Below are 20450 nucleotides of genomic sequence, written 5' to 3'. Positions count from 1 at the left end.
GCCGACTGGCGAGGGCTTCGCGATGAGAAGCACAGATCAATTGGATCCCTTCAACCTTCAGCGTTTCGTGCTGGCCCAGGGCTCGGTGTTCGAACGGGTGCAACGCGAACTCGAAGACGGCCGCAAACGCAGCCACTGGATGTGGTTCATCTTCCCGCAGTTCGCGGGTCTGGGCGGCAGTGAAATGTCCCGGCGCTTCGCCATCGGCTCGGCCGAGGAAGCGCAGGCCTATCTCGAGCATGAATTGCTCGGCGCCCGCTTACGCACGTGCACGCAACTGGTGCTGAATGTACGCCAGCGTTCCATCGCGGAGATTTTCGGCCATCCCGATGACCTGAAATTTCACTCTTCGATGACGCTGTTTGCCCAGTTCACTGCTGACGACAGCCTGTTCTCGCAAGCACTGGAACGCTACTTCCATGGCATTCTCGATGAATGGACGTTGCAACTGCTCGACTCAAAACAGGCCCAGTTGCCCTCCGATCAGGGTTGAGAAATCGTCGTCGACAAACGGCAAAATCGCGTCCGCCACCGGTTGCAGTTGCCGGGTGATGTAGTGGTCGTAATCGATGGCCGCGCGGCGCACTTCCAGCGGTTCAGGGCCGGCCAACGTGATCACGTAACTGATCCAGCCGCCGTTCTGATATTGCCGTGGCCGTCCGTGTTGCGCGTTGTAATCGTCAGCCAAGCGCGCCGCGCGCACATGCGGCGGCACGTTGCGTTCGTAATCGTCGAGGGTGCGGCGCAGGCGTTTGCGGTAAATCAGTCGATCATCGAATTCACCGGCCAGCGTCTTGCGCACATAGTCGCGCACGTAATCCTGATACGGCTTGCGCTGGAAGATCCGCTCGTAGAGTTCCTGCTGAAATTGCCGGGCCAACAGCGACCAGTCGGTGCGCACGGTTTCCAGGCCTTTATAGACCATTTCATCGCTGCCATCGGCGCGGGTGACCAGACCGGCGTAGCGCTTCTTGCTGCCCTCCTCTGCGCCGCGAATGGTCGGCATCAGGAAGCGTTTGTAGTGGATTTCGAATTGCAGTTCGAGAGCGCTTTCCAGGCCATATTCATCGCGTACATGCTCGCGCCACCAGTCGTTGACGTGCTTGACCAGCGCCTGACCGATCTTTGCCGCTTCGTCCTGACCATGCTGGCGACGCAGCCAGACAAACGTCGAATCAGTGTCGCCATAGATCACCGCGTGGCCCTGCTCCTCGATCAGCTTGCGCGTGCGCAGCATGATTTCGTGGCCGCGCAGGGTGATCGACGAGGCCAGCCGCGTATCGAAGAAGCGGCAACCGCTGGAACCAAGCACACCGTAAAAAGCGTTCATGATGATTTTCAGTGCCTGCGACAGCGGCGCGTTGTGCTCGCGCTTGGCGGTCTCACGGCCTTCGGCAACGCGCGAGACGATCGACGGCAGGCAATGCCGGGTGCGCGAGAAGCGTGCGCCACGGAAACCCGGCACTGAATCGGCATCGTCCGGGTGCTGCAAGCCTTCGATCAGGCCGACCGGGTCGATCAGAAACGTTCGAATAATCGACGGGTACAGACTCTTGTAATCGAGCACCAGCACCGATTCGTACAGCCCCGGCTGCGAGTCCATGACGAAGCCGCCGGGGCTGGCCTGTGGTGGATTGGTGCCGAGGTTCGGCGCGACAAAACCCTGTCGGTGCATCAACGGCATATACAGATGCGTGAACGCCGCCACCGAGCCGCCGCTGCGATCCGCCGGCAACCCGGTGACGCTGGCGCGTTCGAGCAGGAAGGTCAGCAGTTCGGTCTTGGCGAAGATCCGCGTGACCAGTTCGCAGTCCTTGAGGTTGTACTTGGCCAACGCCGGTTTGTCCTCGGCGAACATGCGGTTGATTTCGTCCATGCGCTGGTACGGGTTGTCGATGGCCTTGCCTTCGCCGAGCAAGGTTTGTGCGACGTTCTCCAGGCTGAACGAGGGGAAACTCCAGGTCGCCGAACGCAGCGACTCGATGCCATCGATGATCAGCCGCCCCGCCGCCGAGGCGAAGTAGTGATTGCGGCTGCCGTGTTCACGCCACTGCATCTCTTCACCGCCACGGCCGATTTTCAGCGGCACGCCTAGGCGCCGGGCGTGTTCGTGGAGGATGCGCAAATCGAACTGCACAACGTTCCAGCCGATGATCGCGTCGGGATCGTGGCGGGCGAACCACTCGTTGAGTTTCTTCAGGATGACCGTGCGCGAGTCGCAGTATTCGAGGTCGAAATCGACAATGCTGGCATCGCCGTTCGGCGCGCCGAGCATGTACACCTGACGCTCGCCGCAACCTTCGAGGGCTATTGAATAGAGCTCGCCGGTTTCGGTGGTTTCGATGTCCAGCGAGACCAGCCGCAGCTTCGGCCGGTAATCGGGCGCGGGCTTGAGGTGGGCGTTGTGCAGGATGCCGTCAGCATCGGCGGTGCCGCTGAAAAACACCGGCGCGGTGATGAAGCGCTCCATCAGGTAGCGTTCGGGTGGGCGCACGTCCGCTTCGTAGACGTCGACGCCGGCGCGATTGAGCGCGGTCTCCAGGCGCATCAACTGGCCGTGTTGCTGGCAATACAGGCCGAGTACCGGACGATGTTCGAAATCCTGCAGGGCCAATGGGCGCAGTTCGACGTTTTTTTCGTCATGCAGCAGGCGTTCGGCCGCTGCGCGCTGTTCGGCGGGAATAAACGCCACTGACGGCTGATGCGGCAGGCGCACACGGCGCGGCCCGGCGTCGGTCGCCAGCCAGAACTCGACTTCGGTGCCGGCCGGCGTATCACGCCAATGCCGGGTCAGGACGAAGCCCTGCGGTAAATCCACCACTGCAACCTCGGGTATTGAAACAGAGGGGCATTCTACGCTGCCCTTCCAGCGCCCGCGTTTTCAGTTTGGAATACTTTGTAGTAGCGATTTATCTGTGGTGAGTGGATTTATCTGTAGTTGGCGGGGTTATCTGTAGTGAGTGGGGTTATCTGTGGCGAGGGGATTTATCCCCGATGGGGCGCGAAGCGGCCCCGTTTTTGACTTACAAGCGGGACTGCTGCGCAGTCCATCGGGGATAAATCCCCTCGCCACAGATACCCCCCTCAGCACAGATCCCCCTCAGCACAGATAAATCCCCTCACTACAGATAAATCCCCTCAGCACAGGTCTTCTTTCACAGGATGACCGGGGGTTTGTTAGGCAAATGACGTTTTTTGCGTGTTATCTGCCGCTTTGCCACCTTGCCCTGCGCGCTTGCGTCTACGATGCTTGGATAACAACGACAACACCTGAGTAACCGCCATGAAGACCGTCGCCCAACTGCTCAAGCTCAAAGATCAGAAAAATCAGGAAGTGCACCAGATCAAACCTGATCACATGGTGCTCGAAGCGCTGATGAAGATGGCCGAGAAAAACGTCGGCGCCTTGCTGGTGGTCGAAGACGATGAAGTGGTCGGCATCATCAGCGAACGGGACTACGCGCGCAAACTCGTGCTGCATGGCCGCTCATCGGTGGGCACACCGGTACGCGACATCATGGTCGCGAACGTGATCACCGTGGACACCCATCAAACCGTCGATACGTGCCTGGGCATCATGTCCGACAAACGCCTACGGCACTTGCCGGTGGTGGAGGACGGCAAGCTGATCGGCCTGTTGTCGATCGGCGACCTGGTCAAGGAAGCGATTGCCGAACAGGCCGAGCTGATCAAACAGCTTGAGCAGTACATCCGCGGGGAATAAATCGACAAAAACACTGTGGCGAGGGGATTTATCCCCGATGGACTGCGCAGCAGGCCCTGTTTCTTTGGGGGTGCTTCGCGCCCCATCGGGGATAAATCCCCTCGCCACAGGGCTCACTCCTACACTTTCTTGTGTGGTGGGTTCAGGCTGGCCAATGCCGGGCGAACACCGGTGCCAACACCGGATGCCGGTCGATCCTCTGCAACCACGCATAAAACCCCGGCCGCGTCTGGCGCAAATGCTCGCGGCTCCCCGCCCAGCGCGTCACCACCGCCGCCAGCACATCAAGCGCGCCCGGTGTTTCGTCATCCAGGTACAACTCGGCGGAGAACTGGTCGGCAAACACCTCCCAACTCCAGTGCAAACGCTCACGCGCGCCGGCCATCAGGTTTTGCCGCGACGCTTCGTCGGGCATCAGCAGCCAGCGCTCGGGGTAATCGATGACGCCGATCGCCGCATAACAGTTGCTGACGATGTAGACCATGCCGCGAATCGACTGGTCTCGATCAGCCGCCTCAACCGGCAGCAGGCCCGATTGTGGAAACGTCAAGCCGAGGTGAATCAGAATCGCCGCACTCTCGGTCAGTGCACTGCCATCGGGCAACTGCAAGGTCGGGATCTGTTTCAGCGGATTGAGTTTGGCCAACGCCTCAGCGGCTTCGGTGCTGGCTTCGATATCGATGAAGCGATAGGCAATCTGGCACAACTCCAGCGCCGCTTCAATCGCGGCTGCGCCCGAATTCCTGTGCCCGTAGAGCTGGTACATAGCCAATCCCCCGAATTAAGCCTTTGCCAAGGGTAGATGGTGGCAGGCCCGGTGTAGAAAAATTCTGCGTGTGTATCGGTTTTGGCACGAATTTCCCATGCACTCGCGACTTGCGAATTCAATCCTCGCAAAACAGCGCTGGCGGTGCCCATCCCGCACCAAGAGCAATCATCGAACGCTATCCGCGTTCTTGTAAGGTGCGATACCGAACCAAAAGTTCGCGTATCCGAGCTGGCAACAAGGAGTTCACCGCGTGAATCTTCAATCGTTCTGCCGCATCACTGCCTTCGCTTCTCTTTACGCCAACAGCCGAGTTCACCTGAACAGCACCGGCCACCTGCGCGTTTACTGTATTACCTGAGCCCAACTGACCACCACTGTGTTGGCCGATGAGTTATTCGCCGAGCACAGCGTATTATTTATTTTTTAAATACAACGCTGATTATCATTGCGCAAGCCATGTATTAATCGGCCCTCAGCTGAATTGTCAGACAATAACTTCAGCTGCTTTTTATTTGCACCAAAAACGCACCAACGACTGTAACTAAGCAACGATCGAAGTATTGATTTCATTTAAACAAGAACAAGGAACACACCCCGTGACCCGCTAAAACATTGACCCGCACCAAATCAGTCCGCCGCGCACCAGCAAGTGCCCCGACCGACACGAGAACAGCCGCTTTGCCTCGCCAATCCGCGAGATAGAGCGCACGGCCAGACTCGCCCATCAAAAACCCCCGGCGTACGGGGCGACGGGTTTGTATGCGCCGAAGATCAACAAGGCAGCCAACAAAACTTATATAAATGCGACATGGGTAACATCAATGAAATAACCCAACTACATTCCAGCAACATTTGGCACAGCGGTTGCAAAACACAAACTGAACACCCCTGTAGGAGCCGCCGTAGGCTGCGATCTTTTGATCTTGATATTGATCTTTAAAGAACAGGATCAAGAGATCGCAGCCTTCGGCAGCTCCTACATATAGAACAACACCAGGGAATGGGTAATGAACAGACGAAGTCGATGGCGCCAAGCCAGTAAGTTTGCACGAGCCTTGTTAACCGGATAGTTCAACTATCGGCTTCTGCACACCTTTTAGAAAGTTGCACCCACTCACTCGAATATCCCCTGGATGTTCGGACGGCACCTTATTGCCCTTCATCAACCCGAGGGAGCTTTAATGAACGATGCGGTAAAGCACAGAACCCTGCCGGGGCCGTTGCGGCAAGCGCCGGTCCCGCCGCCACCGGGCAGGCCGGCGTTTAAAGCCAATACCTCGCAACCCGGTGGTTTGAACAAACAGCAAATGGTCTTGTTGGTCGCTGTGTCGGCGCTGATACATGGCGGCGCCTGGTGGTTTCTCCAGCAATCGCGGACCGAGCCATTGCCGACACCGCCACAGATTCCGGAAATGACCGTCGAACTGACCAGCCCGACGCCACCGGCACCGCCCACGCCCGAGCCGCCGCCACCGCCGCCTCCCCCGCCGGAACCTGAACAACCGGTGGAGGACGAAGACGCGGTCAAGCCGCCACCCAAACCGGTGGAGAAACCCAAGCCGATCGAAAAACCGAAACCGGTCGAGAAGCCAAAACCGGTAAAAAAGGTCGAGCGGCCGAAAGCCGCGCCCGCTCCGGCACAACCCGCCGCGCCCGCTGCACCGGCCACCCCGAGCGCGCCACCAGCACCTGCCGCCGCGCCAGGTCCGGTCAAGGAGTCGGCAGCCGTTTCCGGACTCGCCAGCCTCGGCAACCCGCCGCCGGAATACCCGTCGCTGGCGCTGCGGCGCAACTGGGAAGGCAGTGTGGTGCTGCGCATTCAGGTGTTGGCCAACGGTCGCGCTGGCTCGGTGACGGTGACCAAGTCCAGCGGCAAGCCGCAACTGGATGACGCGGCGGTCGCTGCGGTGAAGAACTGGAAATTTATTCCGGCCAAACGCGGTGACACGCCGATCGACGGCTTCGCCACCCAGACCATCGATTTCAAATTGCCGCAATAACCGAACGCTCAATCAACGCACAACCGAATAACGCAAGCGAGGTATCACCATGAACGATTTGTCTTCGATGATTGTCCCCGGCGTGCTCTGGGGTCTGGTGCTGTTTTCCGTGCTCAGCTGGGCGATCCTGCTGGTCAAGTCGGCGCAGTACCTGCGCCAGAAAGCGCAGAACAAACAGTTCAGCAAAGCCTTCTGGGGCGCGCCGGATCTGCTCACCGCCGCCGAACACGCCAGCCAGTATCCGGGCGCACTGGCGCGCATCGCCAGCAGTGGTTTCGAAGCGTTGCTGGTGGAGGATTCGCCGCGCACCACGCAACAACTGGCGCACACCATCAACCGCTCGGATCGCCTGGAACGCAACCTGCGCCAGCAGATCCAGAAGGAACGCCGCTCGCTGGAAAACGGCCAGGCGATCCTCGCCAGTATCGGCAGCACCGCGCCGTTCATTGGTTTGTTCGGCACCGTGTGGGGCATCATGGAAGCGCTGAAAAGCATCGGCGAAACCGGTTCGGCCAGCCTTGAAGCGGTCGCCGGGCCCATCGGTCACGCGCTGATCGCCACCGGCGTGGGTATCGCCGTCGCGGTGCCGGCGGTGCTGATCTACAACTTCTTCCTGCGTCGTCTGAAGCTCGCCTCGGCGGACATGGATGACTTCGCCCACGACTTCGACGCCCTCGCCTCGCGCAGTGCGTTTTCCATCAGCCGTCAGGCCATCGCCAGCAAAACCACAGCCGCCGTGCGGGAGGCCAGCTGATGTCTTTCTCGACTCAGGACAGCGATGAAGTGCTCAGCGAAATGAACGTCACGCCACTGGTCGACGTGATGCTCGTGCTGCTGGTGGTGTTCATCGTCACCGCGCCGCTGATGACCAACGCAATCAAAGTCAACCTGCCGAAAACCGACGCCGTCGCCCCCGCCGAAAAGAAGGACCCGGTGGTGGTCAGCGTCGATCAGGACGGCAAGTTCTATCTGGCCAAGACCGAGCTGGCGCCGGAATCTTTGGAAGCCAGCCTCAAGGAGGTCAAGGCCAAGGATGCCGAAGTGCGCGTGCAGTTGCAGGCCGATTCCGCCGTCAATTACGGCCAGGTAGCCAAGGCCATGGCGTCGATCGAACGCTCGGGCATTACCAAGATTTCGGTGATGACCACCCACTGAGTACGGTGCCGGGCGCGCAGTGAAAGACGCGCCCGCCACCGCCCGCTGAATCCTGTCGCAACCAGCCGACCGAAAAACGCCACGCGTCTTCGGAGGGGATCGGCTTGCTTGAAGAAAGTGGTTTTCCGCACGCGGTATCACCGAAAGCGGAGCAATGAGGGGCTCACAAGGCCAATTCGATAACGTCTGAAAAGTCGGAAATAACCATGCTGATGAACACTCCACGCTTCACGCTCAAACCTTTGGTGGCCACGATTTCTCGCCACCGTTTTGTTCCGTTGTATCTGGTGGCCATGGGGATGGGCGCCGGGACCGTGCAAGCGGCCGAGGACGACAACGCCGCCGTGCCCGCTGCAGCCGCCGTGGTCGCACCGACCACGCAACTGCAACGGGTCGAAGTGACGGGTTCGGCGATTCGCCGGGTCGATGCGGAAACCGCCGTGCCGATCACCATTCTCAAGGCTGACGAGCTGCGCAAACAGGGCGTGACCACCACCGCCGAACTGGTCCAGCGCATTACCGGCAGCCAGTCGCTGAACAACAGCGCCGGCTCGGTCGGTGCAGCCACCGGCGGCGCTTCGTTCGCCGACATGCGCGGCATTGGCGCGAACAAGACGCTGGTCTTGCTCAACGGTCGACGCCTGGCCAACAACGCCTTGTCGGGCACCAACTCGGCCGGCGGCGCGGTGGATCTGAACATGATCCCGTTTGCCGCCATCGAGCGCGTGGAAGTGCTGCGTGACGGCGCCTCGGCGCTGTACGGCACCGACGCTATCGGCGGCGTGATCAACTTCATCACCAAGAAATCCATGACCGACGGCCAACTGACCCTCGGCGGCGAAACCCCGACCCACAGTGGCGGCGGTGCGACCAAGGACATGAGCGCCAGTTGGGGCTACGGTGATCTGGAGGAGGACCGCTTCAACGTCCTCGGCGTGTTCAACTACAACAAGCAGCAGAACCTCGACGCCAACGATCGCTCCTTCGCCCGTGACTACGATCCCGGCCGAGGTCTGGATCAGACCTCCGGCACCGCGTTCCCCGGCAACTATAGCCAGAACGGCAACGCCACCAACCCGCTGGCGAACAGCAATTGCAACGGGCCGAACCTGGTGGCGCGCGACGGCCTGTGCCGCTTCAGTACCCGCGAATACATCGACCTGGTGCCGCAGACCGAGAAGACTTCGTTCTTCGGCAAGACCACCGGCAAACTGGCCGACGATCACAACGTCAATCTCGAGTACTTCTGGTCGCGCAACAACAACGCCACCTCGATCGGCCCTGCACCGCTGACCGGTCTGAGCCTCGACGGCTCGTCACCCTACTACCCTGGCAACGGCATCACACCGGGGCCGACCGACTTCACCCTCGACCCGACCCAACCAGTGGATGTGAACTGGCGAGAAACCGCTGCCGGTCCGCGTGAGTCGAAAGATCAGAACACCAGCCAGCGCTTCTTGCTCAGCTTCGATGGTCTGGTCGGCGGTTGGGATTACAACGTCGGCGCCTCATACAACCAGAACAAAATCGTCTCCAGCGTCACCAATGGCTTTGTCAGCGATCAGGCGATGATCGACGGTCTGGCCAGCGGTTTGCTCAACCCGTTCGGGCCGCAGTCCGCCGCCGGTCAGCAATACATCGATCAAGCGGCTTACCACGGCGCCTATTCCACCGCTGTTGGCCGTGTGGCCGGTTTTGATGGACGCATCAGCCGCGAAATCGGCGACTGGTTCGGTGCCGGCCCGTCGGGTCTGGCCCTCGGTGGCGAGTACCGCAAAGAGAAATTCCACCAGGACTTCGAGTCGTTCGCCGGTGACATCCAGAGTCTCGGCATCGACCCCAACGGCAGTGTCGAAGGTGACCGTAGCGTGAAAGCCGCCTATGCGGAAATCAACGTGCCGGTGCTCGACAGCCTCGAACTCTCCGCCGCCGTGCGTCACGACAAATACAGCGACTTCGGCAGCACCACCAACCCGAAATATTCGTTCCGTTATCAGCCGCTGAAAGAGCTGGTGGTGCGCGGCGCGTACAGCGAAGGCTTCCGCGCGCCGTCGCTGTACGAGCTGTACTCGCCCAACAGCATCACCTTCACCCAGGGCTACTACAACGACCCGGTGCTGTGTACCGGCGGCGTGGTGCAACCCGGCGGTAACGGCGGCCGCGATTGCGGTCAGCAGTTCCTCAACCAGATTGGCGGCAACCAGGATCTGGCCCCGGAGAAGGCCCGCAACGTGACCCTGGGCTTCGTTTATCAGCCGATCAACAACCTCTCGGTGGGTCTCGATTTCTGGTGGATTCACATTTCCAACCAGATCCAGCCATTCCCGGAATCCACCGTGTTTGATCAGGCCGGCTCCTACCCGGATCGCTTCGTGCGCAACGCCGACGGCACGCTCAATTACATCGTTACCGGCAACGCCAACCTTGGCATCGTCGAAACCAACGGTATCGATGTGTCGCTCGACTATCGCTTCCCGAACACGCCGTACGGCCAGTTCGGTCTGGGGCTGCAAGGCACTTACGTTGACGAGTACGACTTCCAGAGCACCATCAAAGGCCCGTTCACCGACAAGGTCGGCGACTTCCAGGGTGACGGCGTGATCGCGCGCTGGAAACACAACCTCACCGGCAGCTGGACCTTCGGTGCGGCGCGGGCGTCGCTGACCAACCGCTTCACCACCGGCTACAACGATTACGACCGCGACACTCATGCAACCGTTGCGTCGTATTCGGTGTGGGATCTGTCGGCCGGTTACACCTTCAACAAGGTGCTGGATGTCGATGCCGGGATGAAGAACATGTTCGACCGCAACCCGCCGTTCTCCAACCAGGCCTACAACTTCCAGAGCGGCTATGACCCGCGCTACACCGACCCACTGGGCCGCACCTTGTTTGCGCGCATGACGTACCACTTCTAACCGGAACAACCACGCATCACCTTTTTTGGGGGCGAGCTTTTGTGGTGAGGGGATTTATCCCCGATGGGGTGCGAAGCGCCCCCAAGACCTGCCGACGCGGACAATCAGAAATACCGCATGCATCGATCTTGCGACTGCTCCGCAGCCGATCGGGGATAAATCCCCTCGCCACAAAAGACCGCTCCCTCAGTTTGATCGGTGATCTTTTCAGGGACTTAGGAGTGATTTCATGAGTTTTTTGCGCAACATGGCTGCTTTGCTGCTCGGCAGTGCTTTGCTGTGCACCGGCCCCTCGGCGCTGGCCGCTGGCAGTTATGCGCTGACGGTGTACGGCGAGGCGCCGAAGTATCCGGCGAACTTCCAGCATTTCGATTTCGTCGATCCACACGCGCCCAAGGGCGGTTCGCTCAGCCGTGCGTCGATGGAAATCGGCGGGTTCAACTACATCAGCCCATACGCCGATCAGGGCATTTCCGTGGTGCAAGTCAACGACTGGGTGTATTCGCCATTGGCGTTCCGTTCGCTTGACGAGCCCTACACCGTTTACGCATTGGTCGCGCAACAGATCGAGCGCGACCCCGATGGACTGTGGGTGCGTTTCACCCTCAATCCAAAAGCACGTTTCGCCGACGGTACACCGATCACCGCCGAAGACGTGCGCTACACCTTCGACCTGCTGATGACCAAGGGCAGCCTGAGTTATCGCCAGCAGTACGCCGACGTCCAGGACGTGCTGATCGAAGGCCCACGACAGGTGCGCTTCACCTTCAAGAACAACCTCAACCGCACCCTGGCGCTGGACCTGGCGACCATGCGTGTGGTCCCCGAACACTGGTGGCAAACCCGCGACTTCGCCAACGGCGGCGGTTTCGAGCCACCACTGGGCAGCGGCCCGTACCGAGTGAGCAAGGTCGACGCCGGCCGCAGCATCAGTTTTCAACGCGATCCGGACTGGTGGGGCAAAGACCTGCCAGTGAGTCGCGGGATGTACAACTTCGACACCCTCACGGTGAATTTCTACGGCGACACCGACGTCGCCCGGCAGCTGTTGCAGGCCGGCGCGTTCGACTACAACCGCGAGTTCTCCTCGTCTGGTTACGTGGTTGGCTACGACAGCCCGGCGTTGCGCGACGGCCGTTTGCAGCAGTCGATTCTGGCCCCGGAAAAACCCACCGCCGCCCAAGGCTTCGTGTTCAACCTGCAAAACCCGATCTTCCAGGATCGCCGCGTGCGTCAGGCGATCAGCCTGCTGTGGGATTTCGAGTGGACCAACAAGCAGATGATGCGCGGCTTCTACGTGCGCCAGAACAGCTTCTGGCCGAAGAGTGAAATGGCCGCCACTGCGCTGCCTGATGCCGAGGAATTGAAAATCCTCGAACCGCTGCGCGGGCAGATCCCCGACGAGGTCTTCACGACCGTGTATGAAGCGCCGAAAACCGATGGCAGCGGCTACATCCGCGACAAGCAACTGCAAGCGCTGAAGCTGCTCGCCGAGGCCGGCTGGACGCCGCAACACAATCGTTTGGTCAACGCGGCCGGCGAGCCGCTGGAGTTCACCTTCCTCGACGGTCAGGGCGGTTTCGACCGCATGCTGCTGCCGTTCAAACGCACCCTCGCGCAGATCGGCATCACCCTCAATCTGCGGCGCATCGATTCGGCGCAATACGTCAACCGCCTCAACGCCCGTGACTACGACATGATCGTCACCAGTTTCCCCCGTAGCGGCGATCCGATTGTCTCTCCCGGCCGCGAGTTGTACAGCCTCTACGCCTCGCAAAGTGCCACGCAAATCGGCAGTTCCAACTCGATGGTGCTGGCCAATCCGGCGGTCGATCAACTGATCGACGGGCTGGTGCAGGCCAACACCCGCGAAGCCATGGTGCATTACGCCCGCGCCCTCGACCGGGTGCTGCAATGGGGTTACTACATGATTCCCAACTACTACTCCAAAGGCACGCCGACGGTGTATCAAAACCGCTTCGGCATGCCGCCCGTGCAACCGGCCTACGACGAAGGCCTCAACACCTGGTGGGAGGTGTCGAACAAGGCGTTGACCAGCCAGCAGATGCACAGCCAACTCGCGGGAGGCCAGTGACATGTTGCGTTATCTGAGTCGACGTTTGCTGCTGATCATCCCCACGCTACTGTGCATTCTGGTGGTGAATTTTCTGATCGTGCAGGCCGCGCCAGGTGGCCCGGTCGAGCAGGCGATTGCCCGCTTGCAAGGCTTCGGCGGGCACAGCATGGGCGGCGGTGGCGAGGTCGCCGCGATTGGCGGCGCCGGGCGCAGCAGCCGTGGTCTCGACCCGGCGCTGATCGAGGAAATCAAACACCATTACGGCTTCGACAAACCCATGCACGAACGCCTGTGGCTGATGCTGAAAAACTACGCGCAGCTGGATCTGGGCAGCAGTTTCTTTCGTGGCGCCAAGGTCACCGACCTGATCGTGCAGAAGCTGCCGGTGTCGCTGTCGCTGGGCTTGTGGGCGACGTTGATCACTTACCTGATTTCGATCCCGCTGGGCATTCGCAAAGCGATCAAGAACGGCAGCGCGTTTGATGTCTGGAGCAGCACGGCGATCATCATCGGCTATGCGATGCCGGCGTTCCTGTTCGCGATTCTGCTGATCGTGGTGTTCGCCGGCGGCAGCTACGTCAATTGGTTCCCGGTGCAAGGGCTGGTCTCGGATAACTTCGACAGCCTCAGCACGCTGGGCAAGCTCGGCGATTACCTCTGGCACTTGGTGTTGCCGGTGACGGCGCTGGTGATTGGTGGTTTCGCCACGCTGACGATCCTGACCAAGAACAGCTTCCTCAACGAGATCAGCCGCCAGTACGTGATCACCGCGCGGGCCAAGGGTTTGACCGAGCGTCGCGTGCTTTACGGCCACGTGTTTCGCAATGCGATGTTGCTGGTGGTGGCCGGTGTGCCGTCGGCGCTGATCGAGGTGTTTTTCGCAGGCTCCCTGCTGATCGAAACCATCTTCAACCTCGACGGCCTCGGCCGCATGAGTTACGAAGCGGCGGTGTCGCGCGACTACCCGGTGGTGTTCGGCGCGCTGTTTCTGTTCACCCTGTTCGGCCTGTTGATCAAGCTGATCGGCGACCTCTGCTACACCCTGCTCGACCCGCGCATCGACTTCTCGGCGAGGACTGCCTGATGTTCACTCTTTCCCCTCTCGGCCAGCGCCGCGTGGCGCAGTTCAAGGCCAATCGGCGTGGACGCTGGTCGTTGTGGTTGTTTATCGGTCTGTGCCTGATTTGTCTGGGCGGTGAATTGATCGCCAACGACAAGCCGCTGGTGATTCGTTATCACGACGCTTTTTACTTTCCGATCCTCAGCGATTACCTGGAAACCGATTTCGGCGGCGAGCTGCCGTTTCGACCGGATTACGCCAGCAGTTACGTGCACAAGCTGATCGAGGATCAGGGCGGCTGGATGTTGTTTCCGCCAATTCCGTTCAGCTACGACACGGTCAATTACGACCTCAGCGAACCGGCGCCAAGCCCGCCGTCCTCAAGCAACTGGCTGGGCACCGACGATCAGGCGCGCGACGTGTTGGCGCGGGTGATTTTCGGCACGCGGATTTCGATTCTGTTTGCACTGATTCTCACCGGCATCAGTGCACTGATCGGCATCGTTGCCGGGGCGTTGCAGGGTTATTACGGCGGTTGGGTCGATTTGCTCGGGCAGCGCGTGCTGGAGATCTGGTCGGGGCTGCCGGTGCTGTACCTGCTGATCATTTTGTCCGGGTTTGTCTCGCCGAGTTTCTGGTGGTTGCTGGGGATCATGGCGCTGTTTTCCTGGCTGGCATTGGTCGATGTGGTGCGCGCCGAGTTCTTGCGTGGGCGCAATCTGGAGTACGTCAAAGCCGCGCGGGCACTGGGCCTGACCGACAACGAACTGATGTGTCGGCACATCCTGCCCAACGCGATGACCTCCACCCTCACCTACCTGCCGTTCATTCTGACCGGCGCCATCGCCACGCTGACTGCGCTGGATTTTCTTGGCTTTGGCATGCCCGCAGGCACCGCATCGCTGGGCGAACTGATCGGTCAGGCCAAGCGCAATCTGCAAGCGCCGTGGCTGGGGCTGACGGCGTTTTTCGCGTTGGCGTTGATTTTGTCGTTGTTGGTTTTTATTGGTGAGGCTTGCCGTGATGCATTTGATCCACGATCTTGATCCCCGGAGCTGACATGAACGACAACCTGATTGAAATTCGCGACCTGCGCGTCGCCTTCGCCGGGCAGGAAGTGGTGCACGGTTTGAACCTGGATATCTGCCGTGGCGAGTGCCTGGCGCTGGTCGGTGAATCCGGCTCGGGCAAGTCGGTGACGGCGCATTCGATTCTGCGTTTGTTGCCGGGCAAGAACGTCAGCAGCAGCGGCACGATCCGCTACAACGGTGTGGATTTATTGCACGCCAGCGAGCAGCAGATGCGTGGTTTGCGCGGCAATCGCATTGCGATGATTTTTCAGGAGCCGATGACTTCGCTGAATCCGTTGCACACGGTGGAAAAGCAGGTCAGCGAAGTGCTGGAGATTCACAAGGGCCTCAAGGGCCGCGCTGCCCGTGAACGGACGTTGGAGCTGCTGGAACTGGTCGGCATTCGTCAGCCGTTGCAGCGCTTGAAAGCCTATCCGCATCAGCTTTCGGGTGGGCAGCGGCAGCGGGTGATGATTGCGATGGCGCTGGCTAATGAGCCGGAATTGTTGATCGCTGACGAGCCGACCACGGCGCTCGACGTCACGGTGCAGCAGAAGATTCTTGAGCTGCTGATCGAATTGCAGCAACGCCTCGGCATGTCGCTGTTGCTGATCAGTCATGACCTCAATCTGGTACGGCGCATCGCTCAGCGCGTGTGCGTGATGCGCCAAGGCGAAATCGTCGAGCAGGCGGATTGCGAAGCGCTGTTCCGCGCACCGAAGCATCCTTACAGCCGCCTGCTGATCGAGGCGGAACCGAGCGGTGCGCCGGTGCCGAGTGAGTTTGAGCACAACCTGCTCGAAGTCGATGATTTGAAGGTGTGGTTTCCACTGCCCAAGGCGTTGTTCAGTCGCCAGCAGGATTACATCAAAGCGGTGGACGGCGTCAGTTTCACCCTGCAACGGGGCAAGACCTTGGGGATTGTTGGCGAGTCCGGTTCAGGCAAATCGACGCTGGGTCAGGCGATCCTGCGACTGGTCGAGTCCGAGGGCAATATCCGTTTCGGCAACAAGCAACTGAGCCTGCTCAACCAGCGTCTGATGCGGCCGTTGCGGCGGCAGATTCAGGTGGTGTTTCAGGACCCGTTCGGCAGCCTCAGCCCACGGATGTCGGTGCAGCAGATCATTGCCGAAGGCTTGCTGACCCATGGCATCGGCACTGAAGCCGAGCGCGAGGCCGCAGTGATTCGCGTGCTGGAGGAAGTCGGCCTCGATCCGCAGAGCCGCCATCGTTACCCCCATGAGTTTTCCGGTGGCCAGCGCCAGCGCATTTCCATCGCCCGCGCATTGGTGCTGGAACCGGCGTTGATTCTGCTCGATGAACCGACTTCGGCGCTGGATCGCACGGTACAGAAGCAGGTGGTGGAATTGTTGCGCCAATTGCAGATCAGGCACGGGCTGACGTATTTGTTCATCAGCCATGATCTGGCGGTGGTGCATGCGCTGGCGCATGACTTGATGGTGATCAAGGATGGCAAGGTTGTGGAGCAAGGCTCTTCACGGGAAATTTTCGCCGCACCACAACACCCCTACACCCAGGAACTCCTGAAAGCCTCCGGCCTCGCGATCCCCCGCAAAATCGCGGAAATTGCCGAATCCCTGTAGGAGCTGCCGCAGGCTGCGATCTTTTGATGTTGGTTTTAAAAACAGGATCAAAAGATCGCAGCCTGCGGCAGCTCCTACAGGGGATGGGTTTATTTTTTGGCACGGGTGCATCCAAATGCCTCCGTCATGGGTAGTCCTTGTAACAGCCCGCTTCGGCTGTCAGCGGTTTAGCCATTTTGGAGAAACATACTGATGAACATCACCCAACTGATCTGCCTCAGCGGTTTGCTCGCCGCCAGCGCCACGACCTTTGCGCAAAGCAGTTATCCCGACGCGATCAAGGTCCCGGATGGCCACAAGATCGCGATGGAAACCACTGGCGTCGGCGAGATCACCTACGAATGCCGCGACAAGGCCAATGCCCCGGGCCAGACCGAGTGGACCTTCGTCGGCCCGAAAGCGGTGCTCAATGATCGCAGCGGCCAGCAGGTCGGCACCTACTTCGGCCCGCCGGCCACCTGGCAGGCCAAGGACGGGTCGAAGGTCACTGGCACGCAATTGGCCGTGGCGCCGTCGAGTCCGGGCAACCTGCCCTATCAATTGGTCAAGGCTAATCCTGCCGAGGGTAAAGGCGCGATGGCTGGCGTCAGCTACATCCAGCGTGTCGCGCTCAAGGGCGGCGTGGCGCCAGGCAGTGAATGCACGGCGGCGAACAAGGGCAAGCAGGAAGTGGTGAAGTACCAGGCCGACTACATCTTCTGGGCCGCGAACTGACCCCTCAGGCTCAACATCAATCCCTGTGGGAGCTGGCTTGCCAGCGATGGCGTCGCATCAGTCAATATCTTCGTCACTGATACGCCGCCATCGCGGGCAAGCCCGCTCCCACAGGGTTCTGTGTTGTTTTGGGGAATGTGAGCTAGATTGCACGACATGCCTTTAGCCGAACCCGTGTTTGATTATGAAGCCCGTCTCGCTGCCTGTGCCCGCGGCGAGCGCTCGGCCCTGCGCGATTTGTATGTGCAGGAAGGTCCGCGTCTGCTCGGCGTGGCCAAGCGGCTGGTGCGCGATACGGCGCTGGCGGAGGACATCGTCCATGAGGCCTTCATCAAGATCTGGAACGGCGCGGCGGGGTTTGACCCGGCTCGCGGGTCGGCACGCGGCTGGATGTTCAGCGTGACCCGGCATCTGGCGCTGAACCTGCTGCGTGATCAGGGTCGCGAGACGTCGCTTGGCGCTGAGCATGAAACGGCCGCTGATGCTGATGACTTTGAGGCCCAGGCGCATTCGGCGCGCATCAACCGCTGCCTGGAACAACTTGATCCGCAACGGCGACGCTGCATCCTTCACGCCTACGTCGATGGTTATTCTCACGCGCAGATTGCGACGCGTCTCGACACGCCGCTGGGCACGGTCAAGGCGTGGATCAAGCGCAGCCTTAACGCTTTGCGGGAGTGCATGGGATGACCACGGAATCGGCGCAGGAACGTGATGAGCTGGCCGGTGAGTATGTGCTCGGCACGCTGTCGGCCGAGCAGCGGATCGAGGTGCAGCGACGCTTGCCGAATGAGCCCGAGTTGCGCGCGGCGGTGGATGCATGGGAGCGACGCCTGCTGGAGCTGACGGATTTCGCCGCGCCACAACAGCCGTCGGCGCAGCTGTGGCCGCGCATCGAACGCAGCATCAACCGACTGACGCAGCCAGCGCCGTCGACTTCATGGTGGAATCTGTTACCGCTGTGGCGCGGATTGAGCGCGGTGGGCCTGGCGGCGACGTTGATCCTGGGGTCGATCCTGTTGACCCAGACCACGCCGAAACCGAGTTATCTGGTGGTGCTGGTCGCGCCGCAGGACAAGGCGCCGGGGTGGGTGATTCAGGCGAGCAATTCGCATGAAATTCAGTTGATTCCGCTGGGGGTGGTCGAGGTGCCGGCGGACAAGGCGCTGGAGTTCTGGACCAAGGCCGATGGCTGGCAAGGGCCGGTGTCGTTGGGGTTGGTCAAACCCGGGCAGGCCTTGTCGGTGCCGCTCGACAAGTTGCCGCCGTTGCAAGCGAACCAGTTGTTCGAGTTGACGCTGGAAGGCGCCGGCGGTTCGCCGATCGGCAAACCGACCGGGCCGATCCAGGCGATCGGCCGCGCCGTCAAAGTATTGTGATACCCCCTGTAGGAGCTGCCGCAGGCTGCGATCTTTTGATCTGGTTTTTCAGAAGCAAGATCAAAAGATCGTCCGAACGCGGCCCGAACCTGCGGCAGCTCCTACATGAACCATCATTGGCGTCGATGTTTACCATCACGGCAATGAAGTTCTCATAAAAAATCCCCGGCGTAAGATCGGCTCCATACCAACCAATAACACCCCGGAGCAAACATCATGAAACGCCAAACTCTTCTCAGCATCGCTTTCTCGGTTTTCGCAGTAAACGCTTTCGCCGCTACCCCGGTTCACACGATGATCGCCGCTGACGGCTCGGATCGTCTGTACCAGAACGCTGTCGCTGCTGATGGCTCCGATCGTCTGCAAGGCAACACCGTCGCAGCTGATGGCTCCGATCGTCTGCAGGGCAATACCGTCGCCGCTGATGGTTCGGATCGTCTGCAAGGCAACACCGTCGCCGCTGATGGTTCGGATCGTCTGCAGGGCAATACCGTTGCAGAAGGTGGTTCGGATCGCCTGCTTGAACGCCGCGCTGTCTGAATGATTGCGCTGATCGCAACAACCCAGAAAAACCCGGCATCCCCTGCCGGGTTTTTTATGTCCGTGTGATTTATCCGCCCTTGGCCATGCAGCGTTTGTAACGCTCATCCACACGCTTGGCGAACCAGGCCGTGGTCAGTTTGCGGGTGATTTTCGGGCTTTGCAGGACGATGCCTGGTAGCACCGCGCGCGGCAGCGTCTTGCCCTCGGCTTTTTCCGCCAACTCAAACACCCGTTGATAGAGCTTCGTCTCTTCGAATTCGAGGGTTTTGCCCTTTTCCAACTGATCACGAATGGTCGGATTACGCATGCCGAGCGACTTGCCAAGGGTGCGCACCGCCAGCTCCGTGCCGCCGGGCATGATCGAGTCATAACGAATCAGATCGCCGTCGAGTGCCAGCGGGATGCCCGAGGCGCGGCTGACTGCGTTCTGGAATGCGGCATTGCGGCTGGCGTACCAACCGGCGTTGAAATCGGCGAAGCGATACAGCGGCTCGCGATAACTCACCGGGTAACCGATCAAGTGCGCGATGCCGAAATACATGCCACCGCGGCGGCTGAACACTTCGTGGCGAATGCTGCCGTCGACCGGGTACGGATAGTCCTTGGCGTGCTGTTCGGCAAACTCGATGCTGACCTGCATCGGCCCGCCGGTGTGGACCGGGTTGAAGCCACCGAATAGCGTACGGCCCATCGGTACCCTGCCGATGAAGTCATCGAAAATCGCGCTCAATTCCTTCTCGCTGCGCGCGGCGTTGAGGCGTTCGCTGTAGGTCTTGCCATTGGTCGAGCGCACTTGCAAAGCGCCGCTGACCAACAGGCTGGGGATGTGTACTTTGCCGGCGCGACGGTCGATTTCGTCGCGGGCGATTTTGCCGAGGCCGGGTACGGTGGGGTCGGCCTGAAAGGTCGATTCCTGTTCAGCCACCGCCAGCACCGAGCACAGATTCTGTGTGGTCGGGCTGATGTCTTGCGCGGCAAATGCGGCGTAAATGTCGGTGGCCCAGCCCTGACGATCCGCGACCTTGGCCGGCATCAGCCGGACGATTTCAGCCTTCACTTCAGCAGGCGCACGGGGCACCGGTTCGCTGCTGCGCTGCCCCGCGCAACCGGCGAGGCTCAACACTGCGGCGAGGATCATGAGTAATCGCATCTTGCTCCATCCAGTCCACTAAGCCAGAACCACCATACACAATCCCTGTAGGAGCTGCCGCAGGTTCGGGCCGCGTTCGGACGATCTTTTGCCTTTGATTTTAAAAAACCGGATCAAAAGATCGCAGCCTTCGGCAGCTCCTACAAGGTGTCATGGGGCGTAGTGACAAACTGATTGCAAAACGTTACTGAGAAAACCTATCATTTGCGCCTGGAGTCGCATTTGCGCAAGGAGTTCCCGCGCCGCCCTAACTTTTTCCCAATGGCCGTGCGCCTCCAGGTAAAAAA

General features: G+C 60.3%; 17 protein-coding genes. 14 read left to right on the top strand and 3 right to left on the bottom strand.

What is annotated here, in order from left to right; genetic code table 11:
* Positions 1-22 precede the first annotated feature (22 nt).
* A complete protein-coding gene (locus ACQ4MY_RS12760; RefSeq protein WP_440095349.1) occupies positions 23-493 on the top strand; it encodes a DUF1810 domain-containing protein in 471 nt (156 codons plus the stop codon).
* On the opposite strand, the gene ACQ4MY_RS12755 is transcribed toward ACQ4MY_RS12760, so the two are convergent.
* On the bottom strand, positions 458-2818 hold the full coding sequence (locus ACQ4MY_RS12755) for a DNA polymerase II (RefSeq protein WP_440095348.1): 2361 nt from the start codon (positions 2816-2818) through the stop codon (positions 458-460). The two genes, ACQ4MY_RS12760 and ACQ4MY_RS12755, sit on opposite strands and share 36 nt — an antisense overlap.
* Before the next feature lie 465 nt (positions 2819-3283).
* On the opposite strand from ACQ4MY_RS12755, the gene ACQ4MY_RS12750 reads away from it, so the two are divergent.
* Positions 3284-3724 (top strand): CBS domain-containing protein, encoded by a 441-nt coding sequence (locus ACQ4MY_RS12750; protein WP_440095347.1) that lies wholly within the window; start codon positions 3284-3286, stop codon positions 3722-3724.
* A 142-nt stretch (positions 3725-3866) separates the two neighbouring features.
* On the opposite strand, the gene ACQ4MY_RS12745 is transcribed toward ACQ4MY_RS12750, so the two are convergent.
* Positions 3867-4490: a glutathione S-transferase gene (locus tag ACQ4MY_RS12745; protein ID WP_008084933.1), complete on the bottom strand. Its 624-nt coding sequence runs from the start codon at positions 4488-4490 to the stop codon at positions 3867-3869.
* Between the two features lie 1184 nt (positions 4491-5674).
* Between ACQ4MY_RS12745 and ACQ4MY_RS12740 the strand changes: the two genes are divergently transcribed.
* The 12 genes from ACQ4MY_RS12740 (at position 5675) to ACQ4MY_RS12685 (ending at position 19010) form a co-directional block, all read left to right on the top strand.
* Positions 5675-6493: an energy transducer TonB gene (locus ACQ4MY_RS12740; RefSeq protein ID WP_440095345.1), complete on the top strand. Its 819-nt coding sequence runs from the start codon at positions 5675-5677 to the stop codon at positions 6491-6493.
* 67 nt (positions 6494-6560) lie between these two features.
* Complete coding sequence (locus ACQ4MY_RS12735) at positions 6561-7247, top strand: MotA/TolQ/ExbB proton channel family protein (RefSeq protein WP_371924613.1); 687 nt, start codon at positions 6561-6563, stop codon at positions 7245-7247.
* Positions 7247-7648 carry an ExbD/TolR family protein gene (locus ACQ4MY_RS12730; RefSeq protein WP_007918272.1) on the top strand — a complete coding sequence of 134 codons (402 nt, stop codon included), beginning with the start codon at positions 7247-7249 and terminating at the stop codon, positions 7646-7648. The genes ACQ4MY_RS12735 and ACQ4MY_RS12730 overlap by 1 nt, the downstream gene beginning before the upstream one ends.
* A gap of 206 nt (positions 7649-7854) precedes the next feature.
* Complete coding sequence (locus ACQ4MY_RS12725; protein WP_178116925.1) at positions 7855-10566, top strand: TonB-dependent receptor; 2712 nt, start codon at positions 7855-7857, stop codon at positions 10564-10566.
* Between the two features lie 229 nt (positions 10567-10795).
* Positions 10796-12661: an extracellular solute-binding protein gene (locus ACQ4MY_RS12720; protein WP_440095344.1), complete on the top strand. Its 1866-nt coding sequence runs from the start codon at positions 10796-10798 to the stop codon at positions 12659-12661.
* A gap of 1 nt (position 12662) precedes the next feature.
* On the top strand, positions 12663-13727 hold the full coding sequence (locus ACQ4MY_RS12715) for a microcin C ABC transporter permease YejB (protein ID WP_008084944.1): 1065 nt from the start codon (positions 12663-12665) through the stop codon (positions 13725-13727).
* Positions 13727-14749 carry an ABC transporter permease gene (locus tag ACQ4MY_RS12710; protein WP_440095343.1) on the top strand — a complete coding sequence of 341 codons (1023 nt, stop codon included), beginning with the start codon at positions 13727-13729 and terminating at the stop codon, positions 14747-14749. The genes ACQ4MY_RS12715 and ACQ4MY_RS12710 overlap by 1 nt, the downstream gene beginning before the upstream one ends.
* Before the next feature lie 14 nt (positions 14750-14763).
* Positions 14764-16377 carry an ABC transporter ATP-binding protein gene (locus ACQ4MY_RS12705; RefSeq protein WP_440095342.1) on the top strand — a complete coding sequence of 538 codons (1614 nt, stop codon included), beginning with the start codon at positions 14764-14766 and terminating at the stop codon, positions 16375-16377.
* Between the two features lie 192 nt (positions 16378-16569).
* Positions 16570-17091, top strand: coding sequence for a DUF3455 domain-containing protein (locus ACQ4MY_RS12700; RefSeq protein ID WP_440095341.1), 522 nt, complete (start codon positions 16570-16572; stop codon positions 17089-17091).
* 156 nt (positions 17092-17247) lie between these two features.
* Positions 17248-17781 (top strand): sigma-70 family RNA polymerase sigma factor, encoded by a 534-nt coding sequence (locus ACQ4MY_RS12695; RefSeq protein ID WP_440095339.1) that lies wholly within the window; start codon positions 17248-17250, stop codon positions 17779-17781.
* Complete coding sequence (locus tag ACQ4MY_RS12690) at positions 17778-18470, top strand: anti-sigma factor (protein WP_440095338.1); 693 nt, start codon at positions 17778-17780, stop codon at positions 18468-18470. Before ACQ4MY_RS12695 ends, ACQ4MY_RS12690 begins: the two co-directional genes overlap by 4 nt.
* A 216-nt stretch (positions 18471-18686) precedes the next feature.
* Positions 18687-19010 (top strand): hypothetical protein, encoded by a 324-nt coding sequence (locus ACQ4MY_RS12685; protein ID WP_440095337.1) that lies wholly within the window; start codon positions 18687-18689, stop codon positions 19008-19010.
* A 70-nt stretch (positions 19011-19080) separates the two neighbouring features.
* On the opposite strand, the gene ACQ4MY_RS12680 is transcribed toward ACQ4MY_RS12685, so the two are convergent.
* A complete protein-coding gene (locus ACQ4MY_RS12680) occupies positions 19081-20163 on the bottom strand; it encodes a DUF1615 domain-containing protein (protein ID WP_440095336.1) in 1083 nt (360 codons plus the stop codon).
* Between the last annotated feature and the right edge of the window lie 287 nt (positions 20164-20450).

The sequence above is a fragment of the Pseudomonas sp. SM4 genome, assembly GCF_051913165.1.
Taxonomy (GTDB): Bacteria; Pseudomonadota; Gammaproteobacteria; order Pseudomonadales; family Pseudomonadaceae; genus Aquipseudomonas.
Note: the sequence above shows the minus strand (reverse complement) of the source record. Positions and strands in the feature narration are given on the sequence as shown.